General features: G+C 73.6%; 15 protein-coding genes. 10 read left to right on the top strand and 5 right to left on the bottom strand.

The annotated features are described in order from the left end of the window. Positions 1-19 precede the first annotated feature (19 nt). The 8 genes from rsfS (at position 20) to ACQPY0_RS52020 (ending at position 8067) form a co-directional block, all read left to right on the top strand. Positions 20-403, top strand: coding sequence for a ribosome silencing factor (gene rsfS / locus ACQPY0_RS52055; RefSeq protein WP_432979081.1), 384 nt, complete (start codon positions 20-22; stop codon positions 401-403). Then, positions 400-999, top strand: a complete 600-nt coding sequence (locus ACQPY0_RS52050) for a histidine phosphatase family protein (protein WP_432979078.1) — start codon at positions 400-402, stop codon at positions 997-999. Before rsfS ends, ACQPY0_RS52050 begins: the two co-directional genes overlap by 4 nt. A gap of 198 nt (positions 1000-1197) precedes the next feature. Beyond that, complete coding sequence (locus tag ACQPY0_RS52045; protein WP_432979075.1) at positions 1198-1407, top strand: hypothetical protein; 210 nt, start codon at positions 1198-1200, stop codon at positions 1405-1407. A 40-nt stretch (positions 1408-1447) separates the two neighbouring features. Further along, positions 1448-2338: a DegV family protein gene (locus tag ACQPY0_RS52040; protein ID WP_432979072.1), complete on the top strand. Its 891-nt coding sequence runs from the start codon at positions 1448-1450 to the stop codon at positions 2336-2338. 51 nt (positions 2339-2389) lie between these two features. Further along, complete coding sequence (locus tag ACQPY0_RS52035; protein WP_432979069.1) at positions 2390-3076, top strand: helix-hairpin-helix domain-containing protein; 687 nt, start codon at positions 2390-2392, stop codon at positions 3074-3076. After that, the gene (locus tag ACQPY0_RS52030) at positions 3073-5352 is read left to right on the top strand and encodes a DNA internalization-related competence protein ComEC/Rec2 (RefSeq protein WP_432979066.1); all 2280 of its coding nucleotides are present in this window, start codon (positions 3073-3075) and stop codon (positions 5350-5352) included. Before ACQPY0_RS52035 ends, ACQPY0_RS52030 begins: the two co-directional genes overlap by 4 nt. 4 nt (positions 5353-5356) lie before the next feature. After that, entirely contained in the window at positions 5357-6334 is a 978-nt protein-coding gene (holA, locus tag ACQPY0_RS52025; RefSeq protein WP_432979063.1) for a DNA polymerase III subunit delta, read from the top strand. Continuing rightward, positions 6331-8067 (top strand): hypothetical protein, encoded by a 1737-nt coding sequence (locus tag ACQPY0_RS52020; RefSeq protein WP_432979060.1) that lies wholly within the window; start codon positions 6331-6333, stop codon positions 8065-8067. The genes holA and ACQPY0_RS52020 overlap by 4 nt, the downstream gene beginning before the upstream one ends. Positions 8068-9134: 1067 nt before the next feature. Here the strand turns inward: ACQPY0_RS52020 and rpsT are convergent. From rpsT to ACQPY0_RS52005, 3 genes are all read right to left on the bottom strand, one after another. Then, on the bottom strand, positions 9135-9404 hold the full coding sequence (gene rpsT, locus ACQPY0_RS52015) for a 30S ribosomal protein S20 (protein WP_432979057.1): 270 nt from the start codon (positions 9402-9404) through the stop codon (positions 9135-9137). A gap of 135 nt (positions 9405-9539) precedes the next feature. Further along, on the bottom strand, positions 9540-10706 hold the full coding sequence (locus ACQPY0_RS52010) for an Ig-like domain-containing protein (protein ID WP_432979054.1): 1167 nt from the start codon (positions 10704-10706) through the stop codon (positions 9540-9542). A 96-nt stretch (positions 10707-10802) separates the two neighbouring features. After that, positions 10803-13280 (bottom strand): PAS domain S-box protein, encoded by a 2478-nt coding sequence (locus ACQPY0_RS52005; RefSeq protein WP_432979051.1) that lies wholly within the window; start codon positions 13278-13280, stop codon positions 10803-10805. 331 nt (positions 13281-13611) lie between these two features. On the opposite strand from ACQPY0_RS52005, the gene ACQPY0_RS52000 reads away from it, so the two are divergent. Then, a complete protein-coding gene (locus ACQPY0_RS52000; RefSeq protein WP_432979048.1) occupies positions 13612-14193 on the top strand; it encodes a PadR family transcriptional regulator in 582 nt (193 codons plus the stop codon). A gap of 13 nt (positions 14194-14206) precedes the next feature. Here the strand turns inward: ACQPY0_RS52000 and ACQPY0_RS51995 are convergent, their stop codons facing one another. Beyond that, positions 14207-15322 carry an NAD(P)/FAD-dependent oxidoreductase gene (locus tag ACQPY0_RS51995; RefSeq protein WP_432979045.1) on the bottom strand — a complete coding sequence of 372 codons (1116 nt, stop codon included), beginning with the start codon at positions 15320-15322 and terminating at the stop codon, positions 14207-14209. A gap of 67 nt (positions 15323-15389) precedes the next feature. Here ACQPY0_RS51995 and ACQPY0_RS51990 point away from each other — a divergent pair, with 67 nt between their 5' ends. Further along, complete coding sequence (locus ACQPY0_RS51990; protein WP_432979042.1) at positions 15390-16370, top strand: bifunctional heptose 7-phosphate kinase/heptose 1-phosphate adenyltransferase; 981 nt, start codon at positions 15390-15392, stop codon at positions 16368-16370. A 24-nt stretch (positions 16371-16394) separates the two neighbouring features. Here ACQPY0_RS51990 and ACQPY0_RS51985 read toward each other — a convergent pair whose 3' ends face one another. Beyond that, complete coding sequence (locus ACQPY0_RS51985) at positions 16395-16787, bottom strand: hypothetical protein (RefSeq protein WP_432979039.1); 393 nt, start codon at positions 16785-16787, stop codon at positions 16395-16397. Between the last annotated feature and the right edge of the window lie 134 nt (positions 16788-16921).

Below are 16921 nucleotides of genomic sequence, written 5' to 3'. Positions count from 1 at the left end.
CTTCGACGAAGGGAGTCCGGTGCCCGCCACTGATCGTGCCCGCGAGCTGGCGCTCACCGCTGCGCAGGCGGCCGCCGACAAGAAGGCCGAGGACATCGTGATCCTCGACGTGGCCGACCAGCTGGTCATCACCGACGCGTTCCTGCTCGCCTCGGCGCCGAACGAGCGCCAGGTCCTCTCGATCGTCGACGCGATCGAGGAGCGCCTGGTCCAGCTGCCGGACAAGGCGAAGCCGGTGCGCCGCGAGGGTGAGCGCGGCGGGCGGTGGGTGCTGCTGGACTATGTCGACATCGTCGTGCACGTCCAGCACACCGAGGAGCGCGAGTTCTACGCGCTCGACCGGCTCTGGAAGGACTGCCCGCAGATCGAGTTCGTCGACCGCGACCTCCCCGCGACCGCATGACGCTGCTGGTTCTGTGGCGGCACGGGCAGACCGAGTGGAACGCGGCCGGACGGATTCAGGGGCAGACCGACACGGCCCTGTCCGAAGTCGGCGTCGAGCAGGCCGCCGAGAGCGCGCCCCGGGTCGCCGCGCTCCGGCCGAGCGTCCTGATCGCCAGCGACCTGCGGCGGGCGGCCACGACGGCCGCGGCGCTGGCCGCGGTGTCCGGGCTCGCCGTGACCCACGACCCGCGGCTGCGTGAGCGCGGGTTCGGTGAGTGGGAGGGGCTCGACCACGACGAGGTCGGCGCGCGGTGGCCGGAGGCGTTCGCGCGCTGGAAGCACGGCGAGGAGGTCGGCGACGCCGGGGTCGAGGAGATCGAAGCGGTGGCCAAACGGATGGTCGAGGCGCTGCAGGAAACCGTCGCCGCGGCCGGGCCCGACGCCGTGATCGTCGCCGCGACGCACGGGGCGGCGGCCCGGTTCGCCACGGTCTCGCTGCTCGGGTGGCCGCTGGAGCAGGCTCCCCGGATGGGGGCGCTGCACAACTGTCACCGCACGCACCTTCGGTATCACCCCTTGCGGGGGTGGATGCTCGAGGCCCACAACCTTCCCTAGGTTCCTGCGGAACCGCTTCTGTGGGGCTAGCGTCGGAGTGTCATGAGGTTCGCAGCGCTGATCGCCGGTGGTGGGCTCCTGCTCGGACTCGCTGGATGCGGGTCCGCGTCGGAGCCGGTCACCGCGCCTCCGCCCTCGGTAGTGCCCCCGTCTCCGGCCTCCCCATCGGTCTCCCCTTCGGCCGGTTCGTCCCTTTCGATGACCACCTTGCGGGGGACGATCAAGGACGGGGTCGAGCCGGGGTGCGTGCTGCTCGCGACCGGGACCAAGACCTATCTGCTGGTTGGCGGGGACCGGGCGGCGATGAAGAGCGGGGCGGAGCTGACGGTCTACGGCACGCCCGAGCCCGACCTCATGACCACCTGTCAGCAGGGCACACCCTTCCGCGTCACCCGCGTGGAGAAGTGATCCCTTCGTGCCCGCGGGCGCGATCCGCTACCGTGCGGGCATGACCGGCCCACACCCCGCCGTTGCTGTGGTCACCGACTCGACCGCCTATCTGCCGCCGCTGCCCGCCACCGCCGCCGGCGGGGGCCTCACCGTCGTGCCGCTCGCCGTCGTCGTCAACGGCGTGCCGGGCCTGGAGACCGTCGACATCGACTCGGCGACCGTCGCCGAGGCGCTCAACGCGCGCCGGGTCGCCGTCACCACATCGCGCCCCTCTCCGGAGGCGTTTTCGCAGGTGTACCGCCGGTTGCTCGACGAGGGCGCGGAAAGCGTCCTGTCCGTGCACCTCTCGGCGCGGCTGTCGGGGACCTACGACGCCGCTGTCCTGGCCGCCGCCGAGTTCGGCGAGCGGGTCGAGGTCGTCGACACCGAGTCGACCGGGATGGGGCTCGGCTTCCCGGCGCTGGCCGCCGTCGACGCGGCCGCGTCCGGGGCGACCCTCGCCGAGGTGCGGGCCGCGGCCGTCGCGGCGGCGGCGCGTACGACCACGCTGTTCTACGTCGACACGCTCGAGTTCCTGCGCCGCGGCGGGCGGATCGGGGCGGCGGCGGCCCTGCTCGGGACCGCGCTGTCCGTCAAGCCGATCCTCCACACGACCGGGCAGGGCGTCGTAGTCCGGGAGAAGGTCCGGACCGCCTCGCGGGCCCTGGCCCGGCTCGCCGACATCGCGGTCGAGTCCGCCGGGTCCGCCGACGCCGACGTCGCGGTGCACCATCTGGCCGCCCCCGACCGGGCGGACGCCCTGCTCACGACGCTCAAGGAGCGGCTCGGGGAGCGGCTTCGGGGCGCGTATCTCACCGAGGTCGGAGCCGTCGTCGGGGCCCATGTCGGGCCGGGGATGGTGGCCGTCGTGGTCCACCGGGTCGAGGGTTGTCCACAGGCTGACGCGTAGTTGTCCACAGGGGGCGGCGGGGGTGGGCCGGTTCGGCCTAGCGTGCCGGGCATGGATGACGAGACTGCCGCCTCGGACCGGCTCGCCCGGGTCACCGAGCTGCCCGATGCCTATCCGTGGGATGAGACCTTTCAGGATCGGCGAAGACCCAGGCCCGCGCTGCCCTCGATCGATCCGGGGCGGCGTGGGGTCCGGGTGCTGCTGGTCGTGGCCGGGCTGGTGGTGTGCGTCTCGGCCGGCCTGGTGTGGTTCTCGCGGCCGCATGTGACCGCGGCGCCGGCGGTCAGCGGGGTTGCGTCGGGTGTGTCTTCCGCGGCACCGGTGATGTTGGTCGTTTCGGTCACCGGGCGCGTGAACCGGCCCGGTCTGGTGCGGCTGCCGCCCGGATCGCGGGTGGCGGATGCGATCGAGGCGGCCGGTGGGGTGGCCGCGGGCGTCGATCTCACCGGGGTCAACCTGGCCCGCAAGGTGGTCGACGGCGAAATGATCGCCATCGGGGTGACGCCGCCCCCGGCCCCGCCCGGCTCCGGGTCCGGGGGCGGGTCCGGGCTGATCAATCTCAATACGGCCTCCGTTGCCGAGCTGCAGAAGCTGCCCGGGATCGGGGAGGTCCTCGCGCAGCGGATCGTGGAGTTTCGCGATCAGCACGGCGGGTTTCGGGCCGTCACCGACCTGCGGCAGGTCGACGGGATCGGGGACGCGAAGTTCGCGCAGCTCAAGGATCGCGTGACGGTATGAGCGCGGATCTGCGCCTCGCCGGGGCGGCGCTGGGGTGCTGGTTCGCGGCGATCGGGGCGCTGTTCCTGCCGGCCGGGGGCGGGTGGGCGGTCGCCGGGGGCGCCCTGGTGGTGGCGGCCGTCGCGGGGCGGTTCGGGGACGGCCACCGGTGGGTTCTGGCCGCCTGCGCGCTCGGGGTGGCGTGCGGCGCGGCGGCGACGGCGGCCCGGGTCGGGCAGCGGGATGCCGAGCCGCTGCGGGGGCTGGCCGAGCGGCACGCCACCGTGCGGGCCGGACTGAGGATCTCCGACGATCCGCGGCTGGGGCGCAGCGCGACCGTCGTCGTTCCGGCCCGGCTCGAGTGGGTCGCCGCGGGGGATGGACGGCGGATCGCGATCTCGGCGCGCGTGCTGGTGCTCGCCCGGGACCAGGGCTGGCTCGGGCTGCTGCCGGGGCAGGAGGTCGAGGCCTCCGCGCGGCTGTCGCCGCCCGACGGCGGCGATCTGCGAGCGGCGGTGCTCTCGGTGAGCGCCGGGCCGCAGCTGGTGGGGCGGGCGCCGTGGGTGCAGCGGGCGGCCGGTTCGCTGCGGGCCGGGCTGCAGCGGGCCTGCCAAGGGCTGCCCGCCGAGCCGGGCGGGCTGCTGCCGGGGCTGGTGGTCGGCGACACCAGCCGGCTCGACCAGGCCCTCGCCGACGACTTCCGGACCACCGGATTGACCCACTTGACCGCTGTTTCCGGGGCGAATCTGGCAATTGTGGTCGGACTGGTGCTCGTCATCGTGCGGTGGTGCCGGGCCGGGCCCCGGGTGGCCGCGCTCGTGTGCGTGCTGGCGCTCGCCGGATTCGTGATCCTCGTCCGGCCCTCGCCCAGCGTGCTGCGGGCCGCGGCGATGGGCGGGCTCGGACTGGTGGCGCTGGCGGTCGGGCGGCCGCGGGCGGCGGTTCCGTCGCTGGCGGCCGGGGTGTTCGGGCTGGTCGTCGTCGACCCGGAGCTGGCCGTCGACGCCGGGTTCGCGCTGTCGGTGCTGGCCACCGGCGGGCTGGTGCTCATCGCGCCCCGGTGGACCGCGGCGCTGGAGGATCGCGGCTGGCCGCGGGTGGCGGCCGAGGCGCTGGCGGTCCCCGCCGCGGCGCAGGCCGCCTGCGCGCCCGTCATCGCGGCGATCTCGGCCGGCGTCAGCCTCACCACCATCCCGGCGAACCTGCTCGCGGCGCCCGCGGTCGCACCGGCGACGGTCATCGGGATCGTCGCGGCCGTGCTGTCCGTGGTGGCGCCGGCCCTCGCGGCCTTCGCGGCCTGGCTGGCCTCGTGGCCCGCGCGGTGGCTGGTGTTCGTCGCTCATCGCGGGGCCGACGTGCCCGCCGGGCTGCTGCCGTGGCCCGGCGGGGTCTGGGGCGGGCTGCTGCTCGGGGTGCTGATCGCAGCGCTGCTGGTCGGGTTCCGGTGGGCGGTCGTGCGGCGCTGGGTCCTCGTCGCCGCGGTGGCCGCGGTGCTGGGAGCCGTGCCCGTGCGGCTGCTGGCCTCCGGCTGGCCGCCGCCGGGGTGGCTGGTGGTGGCCTGCGACGTCGGGCAGGGCGACGCGCTGGCCGTGGCGGCCGGCCCCGGGGCGGCGATCGTCGTCGACGCCGGGCCGGAGCCGGACCTCGTCGACGGGTGCCTGCGGCGGCTCGGCGTGCGGCGGGTGCCGCTGCTGGTCGTCAGCCACTTTCACGTCGATCACGTCGGCGGGCTGGACGGCGTGCTGCGCGGGCGCCAGGTCGACCGGCTGCTGGTGCCGGACTTCGCCGAGCCCGCCGCCGCCCGCGGGAGCGTCCTGTCGCACGGGGTGCCGCGGGTCGCGGCCGGGGCGGGGTCGGGGCTGGATGTCGGGGGCGTGCGGATCGACGTGCTCGCTCCGGTGCGGCCCGTGACCGGCACCCGATCGGATCCGAACAACAACTCGCTGGTGCTGGCGGTGCGGACCGGCGGGGTGCGCGTGCTGCTGACCGGGGACGCGGAGACGGAGGAGCAGCTGAGCCTGCTGGCCGCCGACGATCCGGGGCTGCTGCGGGCCGACGTGATGAAGGTCGCCCATCACGGGAGCGCTTATCAGGACGAGGGGTTCCTGCAGGCCGTGGCGCCGCGGATCGCGCTGGTCAGCGTCGGGGCCGGCAACGACTACGGCCACCCCAGCGCCGTGCTCCTGGCGCGGCTGGCCCGGGGTGGGGCGCGGGTGATGCGCACCGACCAGCAGGGGGATCTCGCCGTCCTCCTCGACGGCGAAGGGCGCCTGGCTGTAGCGGCCGGGAAGGGATGACACGATGGCTGGCGTGTCGAACCTTCCCCGCCTTCGCCTGGTGATCGGCGACGAAGAGCTGCTCGTCTCCCGCGCCGTCGCCGAGACCGTTGCCGCCGCCCGCGACGAGGACCCGCAGACCGAGGTGCGGCAACGGCCCGGCGGCGAGCTGGTCGTGGGGGAGCTGGCCGAGATGCTCAGCCCGTCGCTGTTCGGGGGGCGGCGGGTCATCGTGGTGCTCGACGGACAGGACGCGAAGAAGGACGTGTCGGCGGCGCTGGTGGCGTATGCGAAGGCGCCCGAGGACGACGTCGTGCTCGTGGTCACGCACGCCGGCGGGGCCAAGGGCAAGGCGCTCGCCGACGGGTTCAAGGCCGCCGGGGCCGATGTCGTGCCCGCCGTGAAGATCAGCAAGCACCGCGAGCGGGTCGACTTCGTGCGCAACGAGATCCGGCGGCAGGGCGGCAAGATCGGCGAGGACGCGGCCGAGGCGCTGCTCGCGGCGGTCGGCAACGACCTGCGCGAGATCGTGGCGGCCTGCTCGCAGCTGGTGGCCGACACCGGGGGGCGCATCGACGCGAAGGTCGTCGCGCAGTATTACAAGGGTCGCGCCGAGGTCTCCGGGTTCACCGTCGCCGATGCCGTGATGGTCGGGGACGCGGCCGCGGCGCTGGAGGCGCTGCGGTGGGCGCTGCACGTCGGGGTCGACCCGGTGCCGATCGCCGACGCCATCGCGGACGGGGTCCGCACGGTCGCGCGGGTCGCCGCCGCCGGGAAGGGCAGCGCATATCAACTCGCGGGAAGTTTGGGAATGCCTCCGTGGAAGGTGGAACGCGCGCAGCGCCAAGCCCGTGGCTGGACGGCCGAGGCGCTCGTTGATGCCATGCGGGCGGCTGCGGAATGCAACGCCGCCGTGAAGGGTGGAGCGGATGACCGCGGCTATGCGCTCGAGCGGGCGGTGTTCGCAGTGGTCGCTGCGCGCGGTGGAGGAATAGGACGATGACGACGAGCAACGGGTTGGCGCACCAGGCACCGCTCTACGTGCGTGCGCTGCGGCTTCGGCACCTGCACGTGGGCGGGTTCGTGAGTTTCCTGCTGTTCGAGTGCATGGTCGCCGTCGGCGTCCTGCTGGCCCTCGCCGAGTTGGTCAGCTGGTGGGCGGTCCCCGTCCTCCCGGCCGTCGTGGCGATCATGGTCAAGGTCAACGACATGGTGATCGGCGGCTCCCGCCGCGCCCGCGCATTGGCTCGAGTCGCCGAGCGTGGTTCACCCGATCGAGCGTCATCCACTCGGGTGGATCGCGATGTCCGCACGGGCGAGAGGCCCTCGGTTCCCCGTCGGACCGCGACCGCGCTCGATCGCGCGGAGATCGCCCGCGCCGGCACCGCCGCGGCCCGCCCCGCCACCGCCGCCGGTTCCGGTACGGGCTCTGGCACGCCAGCCGGCGTGCGCACGCGGACCGTCGAGCCGCCGGCGCAGCGCAAGAAGGTCGGGGTCATCAAGATCTCGGTGCCGGCCCGGGACAGCGGGTCGCGGCACGCGGCCGGGGAGGGTTCGGCGGACGGGGCGCCGGTCGACGCCGGCTACGGGATCTCGCCGGCCTCGGACGAGGTGCCGGCCGACGCTGAGGCGGCGCCGGCTCCGGCACACGCCGACACCGCCGCGCAGCCCGAGACCCGATACTCGCCGGACGGCTACTCGACGCCGGACGGTTACTCGACCAGGGACGGTTACTCCACGTCGGACGGTTACTCCACGTCGGACGGTTACTCCGCGAGGGACGGTTACTCCGGGCCGGGCTACCCGCACGGCGGGTTTGCGGCGGTCGCGGACGAGTGGACGGACACCGACTCGCACGGGTTCCAGCGGTCGCGGCCGTTGCATCCTTCGGGGTGGAGCGACCGGCCGGCGCAGGACCCGTGGGCGGAGCACGCGGCCGAGCCGGTGCGGCCGGCCGGGGTGCCGGCCGGCCGGCCAGGGGAGACCAACGTGTGGGGGGACCAGGCGGCGTGGAGCATGCCGGAGACCGGGGGCAGCGCGCAGGCCAACTGGGGGGACGAGACGGCCTGGGGTGACCGGGCGGCCTGGGGAGAGCCCCAGCGTGGATATGGCGCGAACGGGGCCGGGTACCCGGGCTCGTACGGATACGGGGCGGACTCGCCGGGCGGCGCCGGGCAGCACTCGACGGGGCAGCATCAGGCGGCGCACCACGGCGGCGGGCAGTATCCGCCCGCCCAGCCGGCCGCGGAGTGGGACGACGAGACCGGGTGGGCGGATCAGGCGGCCTGGCGCAGCACGCGGTCTTCCTACGGGACGCGGGCCTCGTGGGGGATGTATGGGGACTGGGAGCCCAGCTACGCGTCCGACTACACGGGAGAGAGCCCCGGGGCCGAGTTTCAGCCGGCCAGCCGGGAGCAGGCGGCCCGGGACCTGGCGGCCCGCGGCGAGGCGTACCGGGCCGCCGAGGGGCGTCACGGGGATGGGTACGACGGCTCGCACGCGGGCGATGACGGCGAGCGGCGGCGGGATGCGACCGAGGGCCGCTCGCTGAACCGGGAGGCCGGCGGCGGACGGCATGCCCGGCAGCAGGCGCCCGGACGCCGGCGCGCGGAAGACGCCGACAGCGTCGCCTCCGGGCACTTGGCGACGGGGCGGCATGCCGATCGGGGCTGGCGCTCGGAGGACGAGGTGACCCGGCAGCGCACCGGGAGCGTGAACCAGGGCCGTTTCGCCTGATCGACGCGGCGACTGAACTTCGTTTCCGCCGGCCCGCCTCGCGAGCCGGCAGGTAACCGATAGATCCGATTTATCCGGCATGCGAGTGCCGGTCGTGCGGTGGCCTTGGAAGGGCTTGGCAGGCTGGGCTTGCCAGGGGCTTCCAAGGCCACTTTTTGCTTGAGCGGCCTGGAGTGCCTTCTAGTTGGGGAAGGCCCCGCGCTGGGCGGTGCGTGGTCGGTCGTTTCGGCCAGGGCAGGGCCGAGCGCGCGGGCCCGGGCAGCGGGTGAGTCCTGGCACCGGGTCGATGCGAGCCCGTTCCCGGTGGCGGGGGCGTGCCATCGGGGCGAGCCTGGGCAGTTCGAGGGGTCGGGTCGAAGCGAGCCCGTTCCCCGGTGGCGGGGCGTCCTATCAGGGCGAGTCGGGGCAGTTCGAGGGGCGGGCGCGGTGGCGGGATGGGCAGGGCGCGGGGTGCTTTGGTGGGGTGGGGCGAGCGCGGGTGGCGGGCGGGCCAGCCGGGCTGGCCTGGGCAGTGTCCGTGGCCGCCGAGAAGGTCCTCACTCGTGGCCAGTGAAGGTCCCCACCTCGTAGGTTTAGTTGATCTTTGGGATCGTTCGGGGCCGAGACTTGCGGCGCCAACCAGCACGTCTGCAAGCCCCGAAGGACCTCTCGATTGAACCCCTACGAGGAGGCCGAGCCCGGGCGGTGCGAAGAGAGTCCAGGCGTGGCAGTGCGGGAGTCCGAAGGGGGATTCAGGCAGCGTGAAGGGGCGCGGGGCGGGCAGGGCTGGGTAGGCGGGCTTGGGCGGTGTGAGGGGTGGGCCAGAGCGGTGCGAGGAAACTCTGGTGGGGCCGTGGGTGCCGAGTGCGCGAGCCGGGCGGTGCTGGAGGCGCCTTTGTGAGGGCAGCGTGGGTGGGGTCCGGTGGTGGGGCGGGTCAACCGGGCGGCTCTGGGCAGAGTGACGCGCTGGTGGGGTGGGAGTACGGGGAGGGTTTGGGCATAGCGAAAGCGCCGCTCCACGTTTTGTGGGCGGCGCTTTTCGCTGGTGCGGGTGGAGCTGGGCCGCGGGTTTGCGGGCCGGCCTGGGGTCAGGCGGAGGTCAGCGTGCTCAGCTTCTTGGTGATGGCCGACTTGCGGTTGGCGGCCTGGTTCTTGTGGATCACGCCCTTGCTGGCGGCCTTGTCCAGCTTGCGGGAAGCGTCACGCAGGAGCGCGGCGGCGGTCTCGTTGTCGCCGGCGGCGGTCGCCTCGTGGAACTTGCGGATGGCCGTCTTCAGCGACGACTTGACCGACTTGTTGCGCAGGCGGCGCTTCTCGTTCTGCCGGTTGCGCTTGATCTGGGACTTGATGTTCGCCACGCGACAGCCTCGTCTTGATAGCTCGGTTGGTTTCCTTGAGCGCATGGAACAACGACGCGTCACCGTGCGCGATGAATCAGGCTACCAGGTCACCCTGCGGCCAGCCAAAACGGGTCCTCCGGTGGAAGGCGACGGTCAGAGGGCGCTGCCCTTGACGTACTGGTCCCAGGGGAGTTCCCAGTCGGTCCAGCCGTCGCCGTACTTCACGCGCTCCTCGGTGCCCTTCACGATGACCGGGTCGCCGATGTGGGTCACGCCGTAGAGCCACTGGGCCAGTTCCAGCGAGATGTTCACGCAGCCGTGGGAGACGTTGCGTTTGCCCTGGTCGGCGACTGACCAGGGGGCGGCGTGGATGTATTGGCCGCTCCAGGTGATGCGCTGCGGAAACTGTACTTTGGTGCGGTAGCCGTCGGGGGAGTCGACCGGCACGCCGTAGGTGGAGGAGTCGAACCACTCCCACTCGTTCTTCACCATCACGATGAAGTTGCCGCTGTCGGAGGGGTTGCTCGGCTTGCCCAGGCTGACCGGCATCGTCTTGAGCACCACGCCGTCCTCGGTGATGGTCATCTTCTTCGTGGCGTTGTCGACGTCCATGATGAGCTTCTTGCCGACCGTGGTGTCGACCGTGAGGTCGTTGCCGCCGTAGCTCTTGCCGCCGAAGGAGACGCCACCCAGGGCCGCGCGCAGCTTCAGCTTGGTGCCCGCCTGCCAGTACTCCTTCGGGCGGTAGTGCACCTCCTTGGCGCTGAACCAGTTCCAGACGCCCTCCTGCGGCGGGTCGGAGGACATGAAGAGCCGCTTCTGCACCCCGGCCCGCGCGTCCTTCGGGATGTCCTGCGCGAAGGACAGGATCATCGGCATGCCGACCCCGACGACCTGGTTGTCGCCGACCTGGCTGGTGACGCGGACCAGGCTTGCCGGCTTGGCCATGGTGGTGAACTTCACGGTGCCGGTGGCGCCGTCGGCGGTGACCGTGGCGGTGTACTCCGTGGCCCATTTGAGCTGCTTGTCCGGCACCCAGTGGACACCGTCGGTGGCGGCCGACGGGGCCGGCGACGCGGCGGTCGACTCCTGGGCCGCCGCGCCGGTCACCTCGGCGCCCGAGGCGTCCTTGAGCGAGACCGTCGCCGTGGCCGGGCCGGAGAAGACCAGGTCAACGGCGGTCGGGACGTCCTTGGAGCCGTCGGCGGGCGAGGTGATCGGGATCTTCTTGGCCTCGGCGGCGCCTCCGGAGCTGCCGCCGCCCGGGCTCTTCCACGTCGTGCCGGAGTTCGAGCACGCGCTGAGTGTCAGCGCGCTCACCAGGAGCAATGGCAACCATCGGGACCGCATGGAACCAGCTTGCCCGAAGGAAGCAAGCACGCAAACTCGCCGGCAGTGGATGCGCGGCGAACAAACTCACGGGCAGTACGCGGGCAGGCGAACGACGAACGTGGTTCCCGGCTTGTCGCCGTGGTCGGTGAGCGTGATCTTGCCGCCGTGGCGTTCGACGACCGTGCGGCTGATGGCCAGGCCCAGGCCGGTGCCGGGGACGCCCTGGTTGCGGATGTTCGAGCCGCGGAAGAAGCGCTCGAAGAGCCGGGAGCGCTCCTCCTCGGGGATGCCGACGCCGGTGTCGACGACCCGCAGGGTGACGCCCGCCATGTCGCTGTCCAGGCGGATCTCGACGCGGCCGCCGGCCGGCGTGAACTTCACGGCGTTGGTGACGAGGTGGTCGACCACCTTGCGCAGGCGGGGCGGGTCGCCGGAGACCGGTGCGGCGCCCTCGGGCAGCAGTACCGAAACATCGAGGTCCTTCTCCTGCGCGGCCCCGGCGTTGGCGTCGGCCACCTCGCGCACGACGGCCGCGAAGTCCAGCGGTCGCTCGACCATCGTGACGTAGCCGCTCTCGAGGCCGGCGAGGTCGAGCAGGTCGTCGATGATCGCGCGCAGGTTCTCCGCGTTGCGCGCGATCACGGCCAGGAACTGCTCGCGCGTCTCGTCGTCGTCGTGCTCGTCGTGCAGCAGCAGTTCGGTGTACGACGAGATGGACGTCAGCGGCGTGCGCAGCTCGTGCCCGACCAGCGCGATGAACTCGTCCTTGGTGCGGGCCAGCTGCTGGGCGAGGTCCTCGGCGCGCCGGCGCTCCAGGAACTGCCCGACGTGCGCGGCGATGCCCGAGAGCAGGGCGATGAGCGACTGCGCGGGCTCCTCGGCGGCGTCGCCGAAGAAGCTCAGGGTGCCGGTGACCTCGCCACCGTGGCGGATCGGGATCGCCAGGCCCACCCGCAGGCCGTACTTGGCCAGGGGCGGGACGTTGAGGCGGCTGCCGACGGCGGAGATGTCGGGGATCCACGCCGGCTGGCCGGTCTGCCAGGCGACGCCGGAGACGCCTTTGCCGGGGGCGAGCGGATCGGGCGGCGGGATCTCGTAGCCGGGCTCGGTCCACATCCCGGCGCTGCGCAGCACGTTGCCGACCTTGTCGACGAGCCACATCTCGGCATGCGGCCAGTGCAGGGTGCGGGCCACGGTCTCCAGCAGCTCCGGGCCGGCCTCCTCGATCGAGGTCGCCTGCTCCAGGATTCGCGACACCGCCAGCTCGCACTCGATGAGGCGCTGGGCGCGGCGGCGCTCGGTGACCTCGTGCAGGGCCGCGACGGCGCCGAGGCGGGCGCCGTCGGAGTCGCGGATCGGCTGGGCGTTGACGGTGAACGAGCGGCGCGGCTGGCCGGGCAGGTGGATGACGAACTCGGCGTCGCGGATGTGCTCGCCGCGGAACGCGCGGGTCAGCGGCATCTCGTCGCCCTCGATCGTCTCGCCGCCGGGCGCGCTGCGCGGCGCGGTCCACGCGTCGGCGGTGGAGCCGTTCGCGTCGTGGCCGGTGATGTCGCGCATGGCCCGGTTGAACAGGATCAGCCGGCCGCGCTCGTCGCAGGCGACCACGCCGGCGTCGAGGTTGTCGAGCAGGGCACTGAGGAAGTGCCGCTCCCGGGCGAGTTGCCGCTCGGCGGTGACCCGCTCGCTGATGTCGTAGATGAACGCGTGCGCGTGGCGGCCGTACGGGCCGTCGACGACGTTGAGCGTGATCTCGACGGGGAACTCGACGCCGGCGCGGTTGACCGCGTAGAGCTGCAGGCGCTGGCCCATGAGCCGGGGCACGCCGCCGCGGGTGAGCCGGGTCAGGCCCGCGCGGTGGGCGGCCCGGAACCGCTCCGGGATGATCAGCTCGTGCACGTGCTGGCCGATCGCCTCCTCGGCCGACCAGCCGAAGGTGCGCTCGGCGGCGTGGTTCCACCGGCTGATCCGGCCCGCGAGATCGATCGCGACGAAGGCCTCGAGGGCGGTCTCGAGTACCGCATCCGTCTCCGCGGCGGCGAGCGCGATGTCCTCCCGGGAGGTCTCGGCGGCGAGCATCACCTCGATGAGCCCTGCGCACTCGGCGATCGCGGCGACGTCCTCGTCCGTCCAGTGCCGCGGCACCGAGTCGGTCACGCACACCGCGCCGAGCGTGTGGCCGGCCGCGTCGTGGACAGGCTGGCCGAGGTACGCGGTGATGTGCCGGCTGTGGACGACGCCCAGGTCGCGCAGCACCGGATCGTCGCGCGCGTCCCGGACCACCAGCGGGCTGTCCTCGCTGACCACGAACTGGCAGAACGAGCTCGTCGCCGGCACAGCCTGCACCCGGTCGAGGTCCGGCGGCAGGCCGTGCCGGCCGATGACGTGCATCCGCTCGTCATCGACGAGCGTGAGCAGGCCGACCGGGGCCGCGACGGAGCGGGCGGCGAGCCGGACAAGGCCGTCGACCGGGGCCGATGACGAGTTCAGCAGCATGTGGGCGCGGCGCAGGGCGCGCAGGCGTTCGGGCTGCGCGAGTACGCCGGTGTCGAGTTGCGGCATTCCACCCCCAACCCGCAATTCCCGTAGCCCGATGATACCTGTGAAAAGGGGCAAAACCCGGCTAAAGCCGCAGCTCGGTGGCGCGCGTCAGGGTCGATTCCGGCGGTTCGCCCGCCGGCGAGGCGGATCAGCCAGTCGCAGCGGGCCGCGATCTGCTGCTCGTGCGTGGCCGGCAGGACCGTTGTGCCGCGCTCGACGCGCATGGCCGGGTCGAGGTTGCCGGGTGGGCTCGTGGGCCGGCGGCAGCCGCGACCCGCTGCGGCTGGCCGACCTCGCCACGCGCCCCCGTAGATGTGCCCAGATGAACAGGGTCACCCGTAGGGTTCTGCGCATGCCGATCCATCACGCGGTGCTGTCGCTGCTGTCGCGCGGCCCGAGCCACGGCTACGAGCTCAAGGGCGCCTTCGAGACGGCGGTCGGGCCGCAGTGGGGACCGCTGAACATCGGCCACCTCTACCAGATCCTGGATCGGCTCTCCCGGGACGGGATGGTGAGCTCGCAGCGGCACGCGCAGGCGGTCAAGCCCGACCGGGTGGTGTACGAGATCACCGAGACGGGCCGGGCCGAGCTGCGCCGGTGGCTGGGCGAGGCGTCACCGCGCAGCGGCGGGTTCCGCGACGACTTCTTCCTGAAGGTCACGGCGGCGGCGCGTTCGGGCGACGCGGACACCGTCCGGACCGTGCTGACCCACCAGCGCACCTATCTCATGCGCGAGCTGCGCAACCTGGACGGCCTGCGCCGCAAGGCGGCGGATCCGGTGGTGGCGCTGCTGCTCTCGGCGGCGACCCGGCACGTGGAGGCGGACCTGTCCTTCGTCGATGACGCCGACCGCGCCCTGCTGCGCACCCCCGGCGCCCTGCCCGCGGCACCCGCCGTCCCGGCGGCGCGGGGCGAGCTCTCCGCCGGCGCGTAGGGGCGGTCCGGGCTCAGCGGGGGAGCAGGGCCGCGGGGCGCAGGCCCGGGATCTCGTACGGCTCGCCGAGGATCTGGGCCGCGGCCAGGCGGGCCAGGGCCGGGGCGGTCTGGATCCCGGTGCCGCCGAGCCCGGCGAACCAGAAGAGGCCCGCCTGCCGGGGGTCCGGGCCCACCAGCGGGTTTCGGTCGCGGGTGAAGGTGCGCAGGCCGGCCCAGCTCGTGCGGACCAGGGTCAGCCGCAGGGTCGTCGCGGCCGTCACGCGCTCCACCGCCAGGGCGACGTCCTGCGGCGCGGCGACCGTGTCCGTCGGCGGGGACGGGGTCTCGTCCGCGGGGGAGACCAGCAGGCCGCCGCGCTCCGGGCGGAAGTAGAAGCGGTTCGCCACGTCCATGACCAGCGGCCAGGCGGGGCCGACCCCCTCGGCCGTGGTGATGGCCACCGTGCGGCGCAGGTTCGTCAGGCCCGCCGGGGTGACCTCCAGCCGCGCCGCGACCGCGTCCGCCCACGGGCCCGCGGCGTTGACGACCCGCGTCGCGGTCAGCTCGCCACGGTCGGTGGTCAGGGTCCACTCCGCCCGGGCCGCGTTCCAGGCGCCCGTCTCCAGTCCGATGGCCGTACGCAGGACGGCGCCGGCGTTCGCGGCGCGGGTGCGGTACTGCCGCTGCAGCCCGTCCACGTCCACGTCCTGGGCCGTGCGCTCCACCGCGGCGCGGGCCGTGGCCTGCGCCCGCAGGGCGGGGCAGAGCGTCCGGGCCGCCGCCGGGTCGACGCCCCGCAGGCTCGGGTTCGCGGTGAGCAGGTCGTTGAGGGCCGGTAGGTCGTCCTCGCCGGCGACCCAGACGACCGGGCGGGTGCGCAGTAGCGGGGTGCCGGACTCGGCGCCGAGGGAGTCGAGGATGATCCGGGACGCGCGGGTCAGGGCGCGCAGCTCGGGGCTGCCCGCCGTCTCCGACAGGGCCGCGATCGAGCGGCCCGTGCTGTGGTAGGCGAACTGATTCTCCCGCTCGAGCAGCACGATGCGCAGCTCCGGGCGCGTGCCGCCGGACTGTTCCGCCAGCCGGCCGTCCAGCTCGGCGAGCTCGGCGGCGAGGGACAGGCCGGCGATGCCCCCGCCGATGATCGCCACGTCTGCGCGTTCGATAGGCCGATTGTCGCAGGGAATGAAGCGCGCCGAGTCGGGTACGGGCGCCCGGATGCAGACCTCAGGCAATTTCGCCGCGCTGGCCGAGGGGTGGCGTGACGCCTCGGTGCTCGTGATCGGGGACGCGCTGCTCGACGGGTGGCTGCGCGGGCGGCCGGCCCGGCTGAGCCGGGAGGCGCCGGTGCCGGTGATCACGCTGGACTCCACCCGGGAGGTGTGCGGCGGGGCGGCCAACACCGCGGCGAACTTCGCCGCGCTCGGGGCGCGGACCACGCTGGTCGGGGCGGTCGGGGACGACGACGCCGGGGCGCGGCTGCGGACCTGCGTGTGGGACGCGGGGGTGGCCGACCGGCTGGTGACGGCGATCGGGCGGCGGACGGTCACCAAGCGGCGGGTGGTCGCGGACGGGTACGTCCTCGTGCGCTTCGACGACGGCGACACCGTCGCGCTGTCCCCGATCGCGGCCGAGACGCTGGTCCGGCGGCTCGACGAGGCGCTGGGCACCGAGCCGGACGCGGTCGTCGTCTGCGACCACGGGATCGGCACGCTCGGGCCGGGGGTGCGGGCGCTGCTCACGGCGCGGCGGCTCGACCTGCCGCTGTTCGCGGTCGACGCCCACGACCTCGCGCCATGGGCGTCGGCCGGGCCGGACCTGGTGACCCCGAACCGGGCCGAGGCGGCCCGGGTGCTGGGCAAGGAGGCCCAGGATCTCGACCCGCAGCGCGATCGCGGGCAGCTGCTGCGGCACACCGGGGCGGCCGTGGTCGCGGTGACCCTGGACGTGGAGGGCTCGGCGGTGCTCAGCCTCGACGCGGAGAACGTCACCACCGCGGCGCCGCCGTCACCGGTCGCGCACGCGGCCGGGGCGGGTGGGGCGTACCTGGCCGGGTTCGTGCTCGGGCGGCTCGCCGGAGCGGAGCTCGCCGAGGCGGCGGCCGTCGCGCAGCGTTGCGCTTCGATGGCGATCCGTGGTGTCGGCACGGCGGTGGTGCCCGAACAATTGGCATCGGCAATGACGAAAACAAGCCTGTGATATAAACAAAAGTCGATGTATGACCTATTCGGCCGCGAAGTCGGCGTGCGGACCGTCGCCGGCGCAGCGCACGACCACCCGAATCGCGTGGCCGTCGGAACGGAATGTGACCCGGGACTCCGGCCCGGGCGCGTGGTCCGCGTCGGCGATGCGGAAGCCGGGGGCCGGGCTGAGATAGCGCACCATCACCTGCTGTCCGTTACAGCCTGCCACGATGTCGCCGCCGGGCGTGCGCAGGATCCGAGGCGAGCCGGGCGACGGCGAGGGGGAGGCCGACACGGGCGGGCCCGGCGCCGGACGGACGGCCTTGAGCAGGGCGTCCCGGGCCGCGTCGACCGAGTGCAGGCCCAGTGCGGAAAGTGCCCCCGCGGTCAGCACCCAGGCCCCGACCGCCATCACCCAGCGTCCACGTCGCATGGTGCCGGGCTGCCCCCGGACGCCTTTCGTACACCGGGCGAAGGGCGAGAAAAGGGGCGGAGCCGGTTTCAGACCCTGACGACCTTGCTGGTGACTTCAGGCCCTTCCTGTCCGTATCATGCCCGAGGCGCCAC

Source organism: Dactylosporangium sp. CA-233914 (assembly GCF_050942935.1).
In the GTDB taxonomy this organism is placed as follows: domain Bacteria; phylum Actinomycetota; class Actinomycetes; order Mycobacteriales; family Micromonosporaceae; genus Dactylosporangium.
Note: the sequence above shows the minus strand (reverse complement) of the source record. Positions and strands in the feature narration are given on the sequence as shown.

Coding starts and splice junctions, on each gene's coding strand:
- ACQPY0_RS52050 (WP_432979078.1), top strand. CDS start 400: ATGACGCTGCTGGTTCTGTGGCGGCACGGGCAGACCGAGTGGAACGCG.
- ACQPY0_RS52045 (WP_432979075.1), top strand. CDS start 1,198: ATGACCACCTTGCGGGGGACGATCAAGGACGGGGTCGAGCCGGGGTGC.
- ACQPY0_RS52040 (WP_432979072.1), top strand. CDS start 1,448: ATGACCGGCCCACACCCCGCCGTTGCTGTGGTCACCGACTCGACCGCC.
- ACQPY0_RS52035 (WP_432979069.1), top strand. CDS start 2,390: ATGGATGACGAGACTGCCGCCTCGGACCGGCTCGCCCGGGTCACCGAG.
- ACQPY0_RS52030 (WP_432979066.1), top strand. CDS start 3,073: ATGAGCGCGGATCTGCGCCTCGCCGGGGCGGCGCTGGGGTGCTGGTTC.
- holA (WP_432979063.1), top strand. CDS start 5,357: ATGGCTGGCGTGTCGAACCTTCCCCGCCTTCGCCTGGTGATCGGCGAC.
- ACQPY0_RS52020 (WP_432979060.1), top strand. CDS start 6,331: ATGACGACGAGCAACGGGTTGGCGCACCAGGCACCGCTCTACGTGCGT.
- ACQPY0_RS52005 (WP_432979051.1), bottom strand. CDS start 13,280: ATGCCGCAACTCGACACCGGCGTACTCGCGCAGCCCGAACGCCTGCGC.
- ACQPY0_RS52000 (WP_432979048.1), top strand. CDS start 13,612: ATGCCGATCCATCACGCGGTGCTGTCGCTGCTGTCGCGCGGCCCGAGC.
- ACQPY0_RS51990 (WP_432979042.1), top strand. CDS start 15,390: ATGCAGACCTCAGGCAATTTCGCCGCGCTGGCCGAGGGGTGGCGTGAC.
- ACQPY0_RS51985 (WP_432979039.1), bottom strand. CDS start 16,787: ATGCGACGTGGACGCTGGGTGATGGCGGTCGGGGCCTGGGTGCTGACC.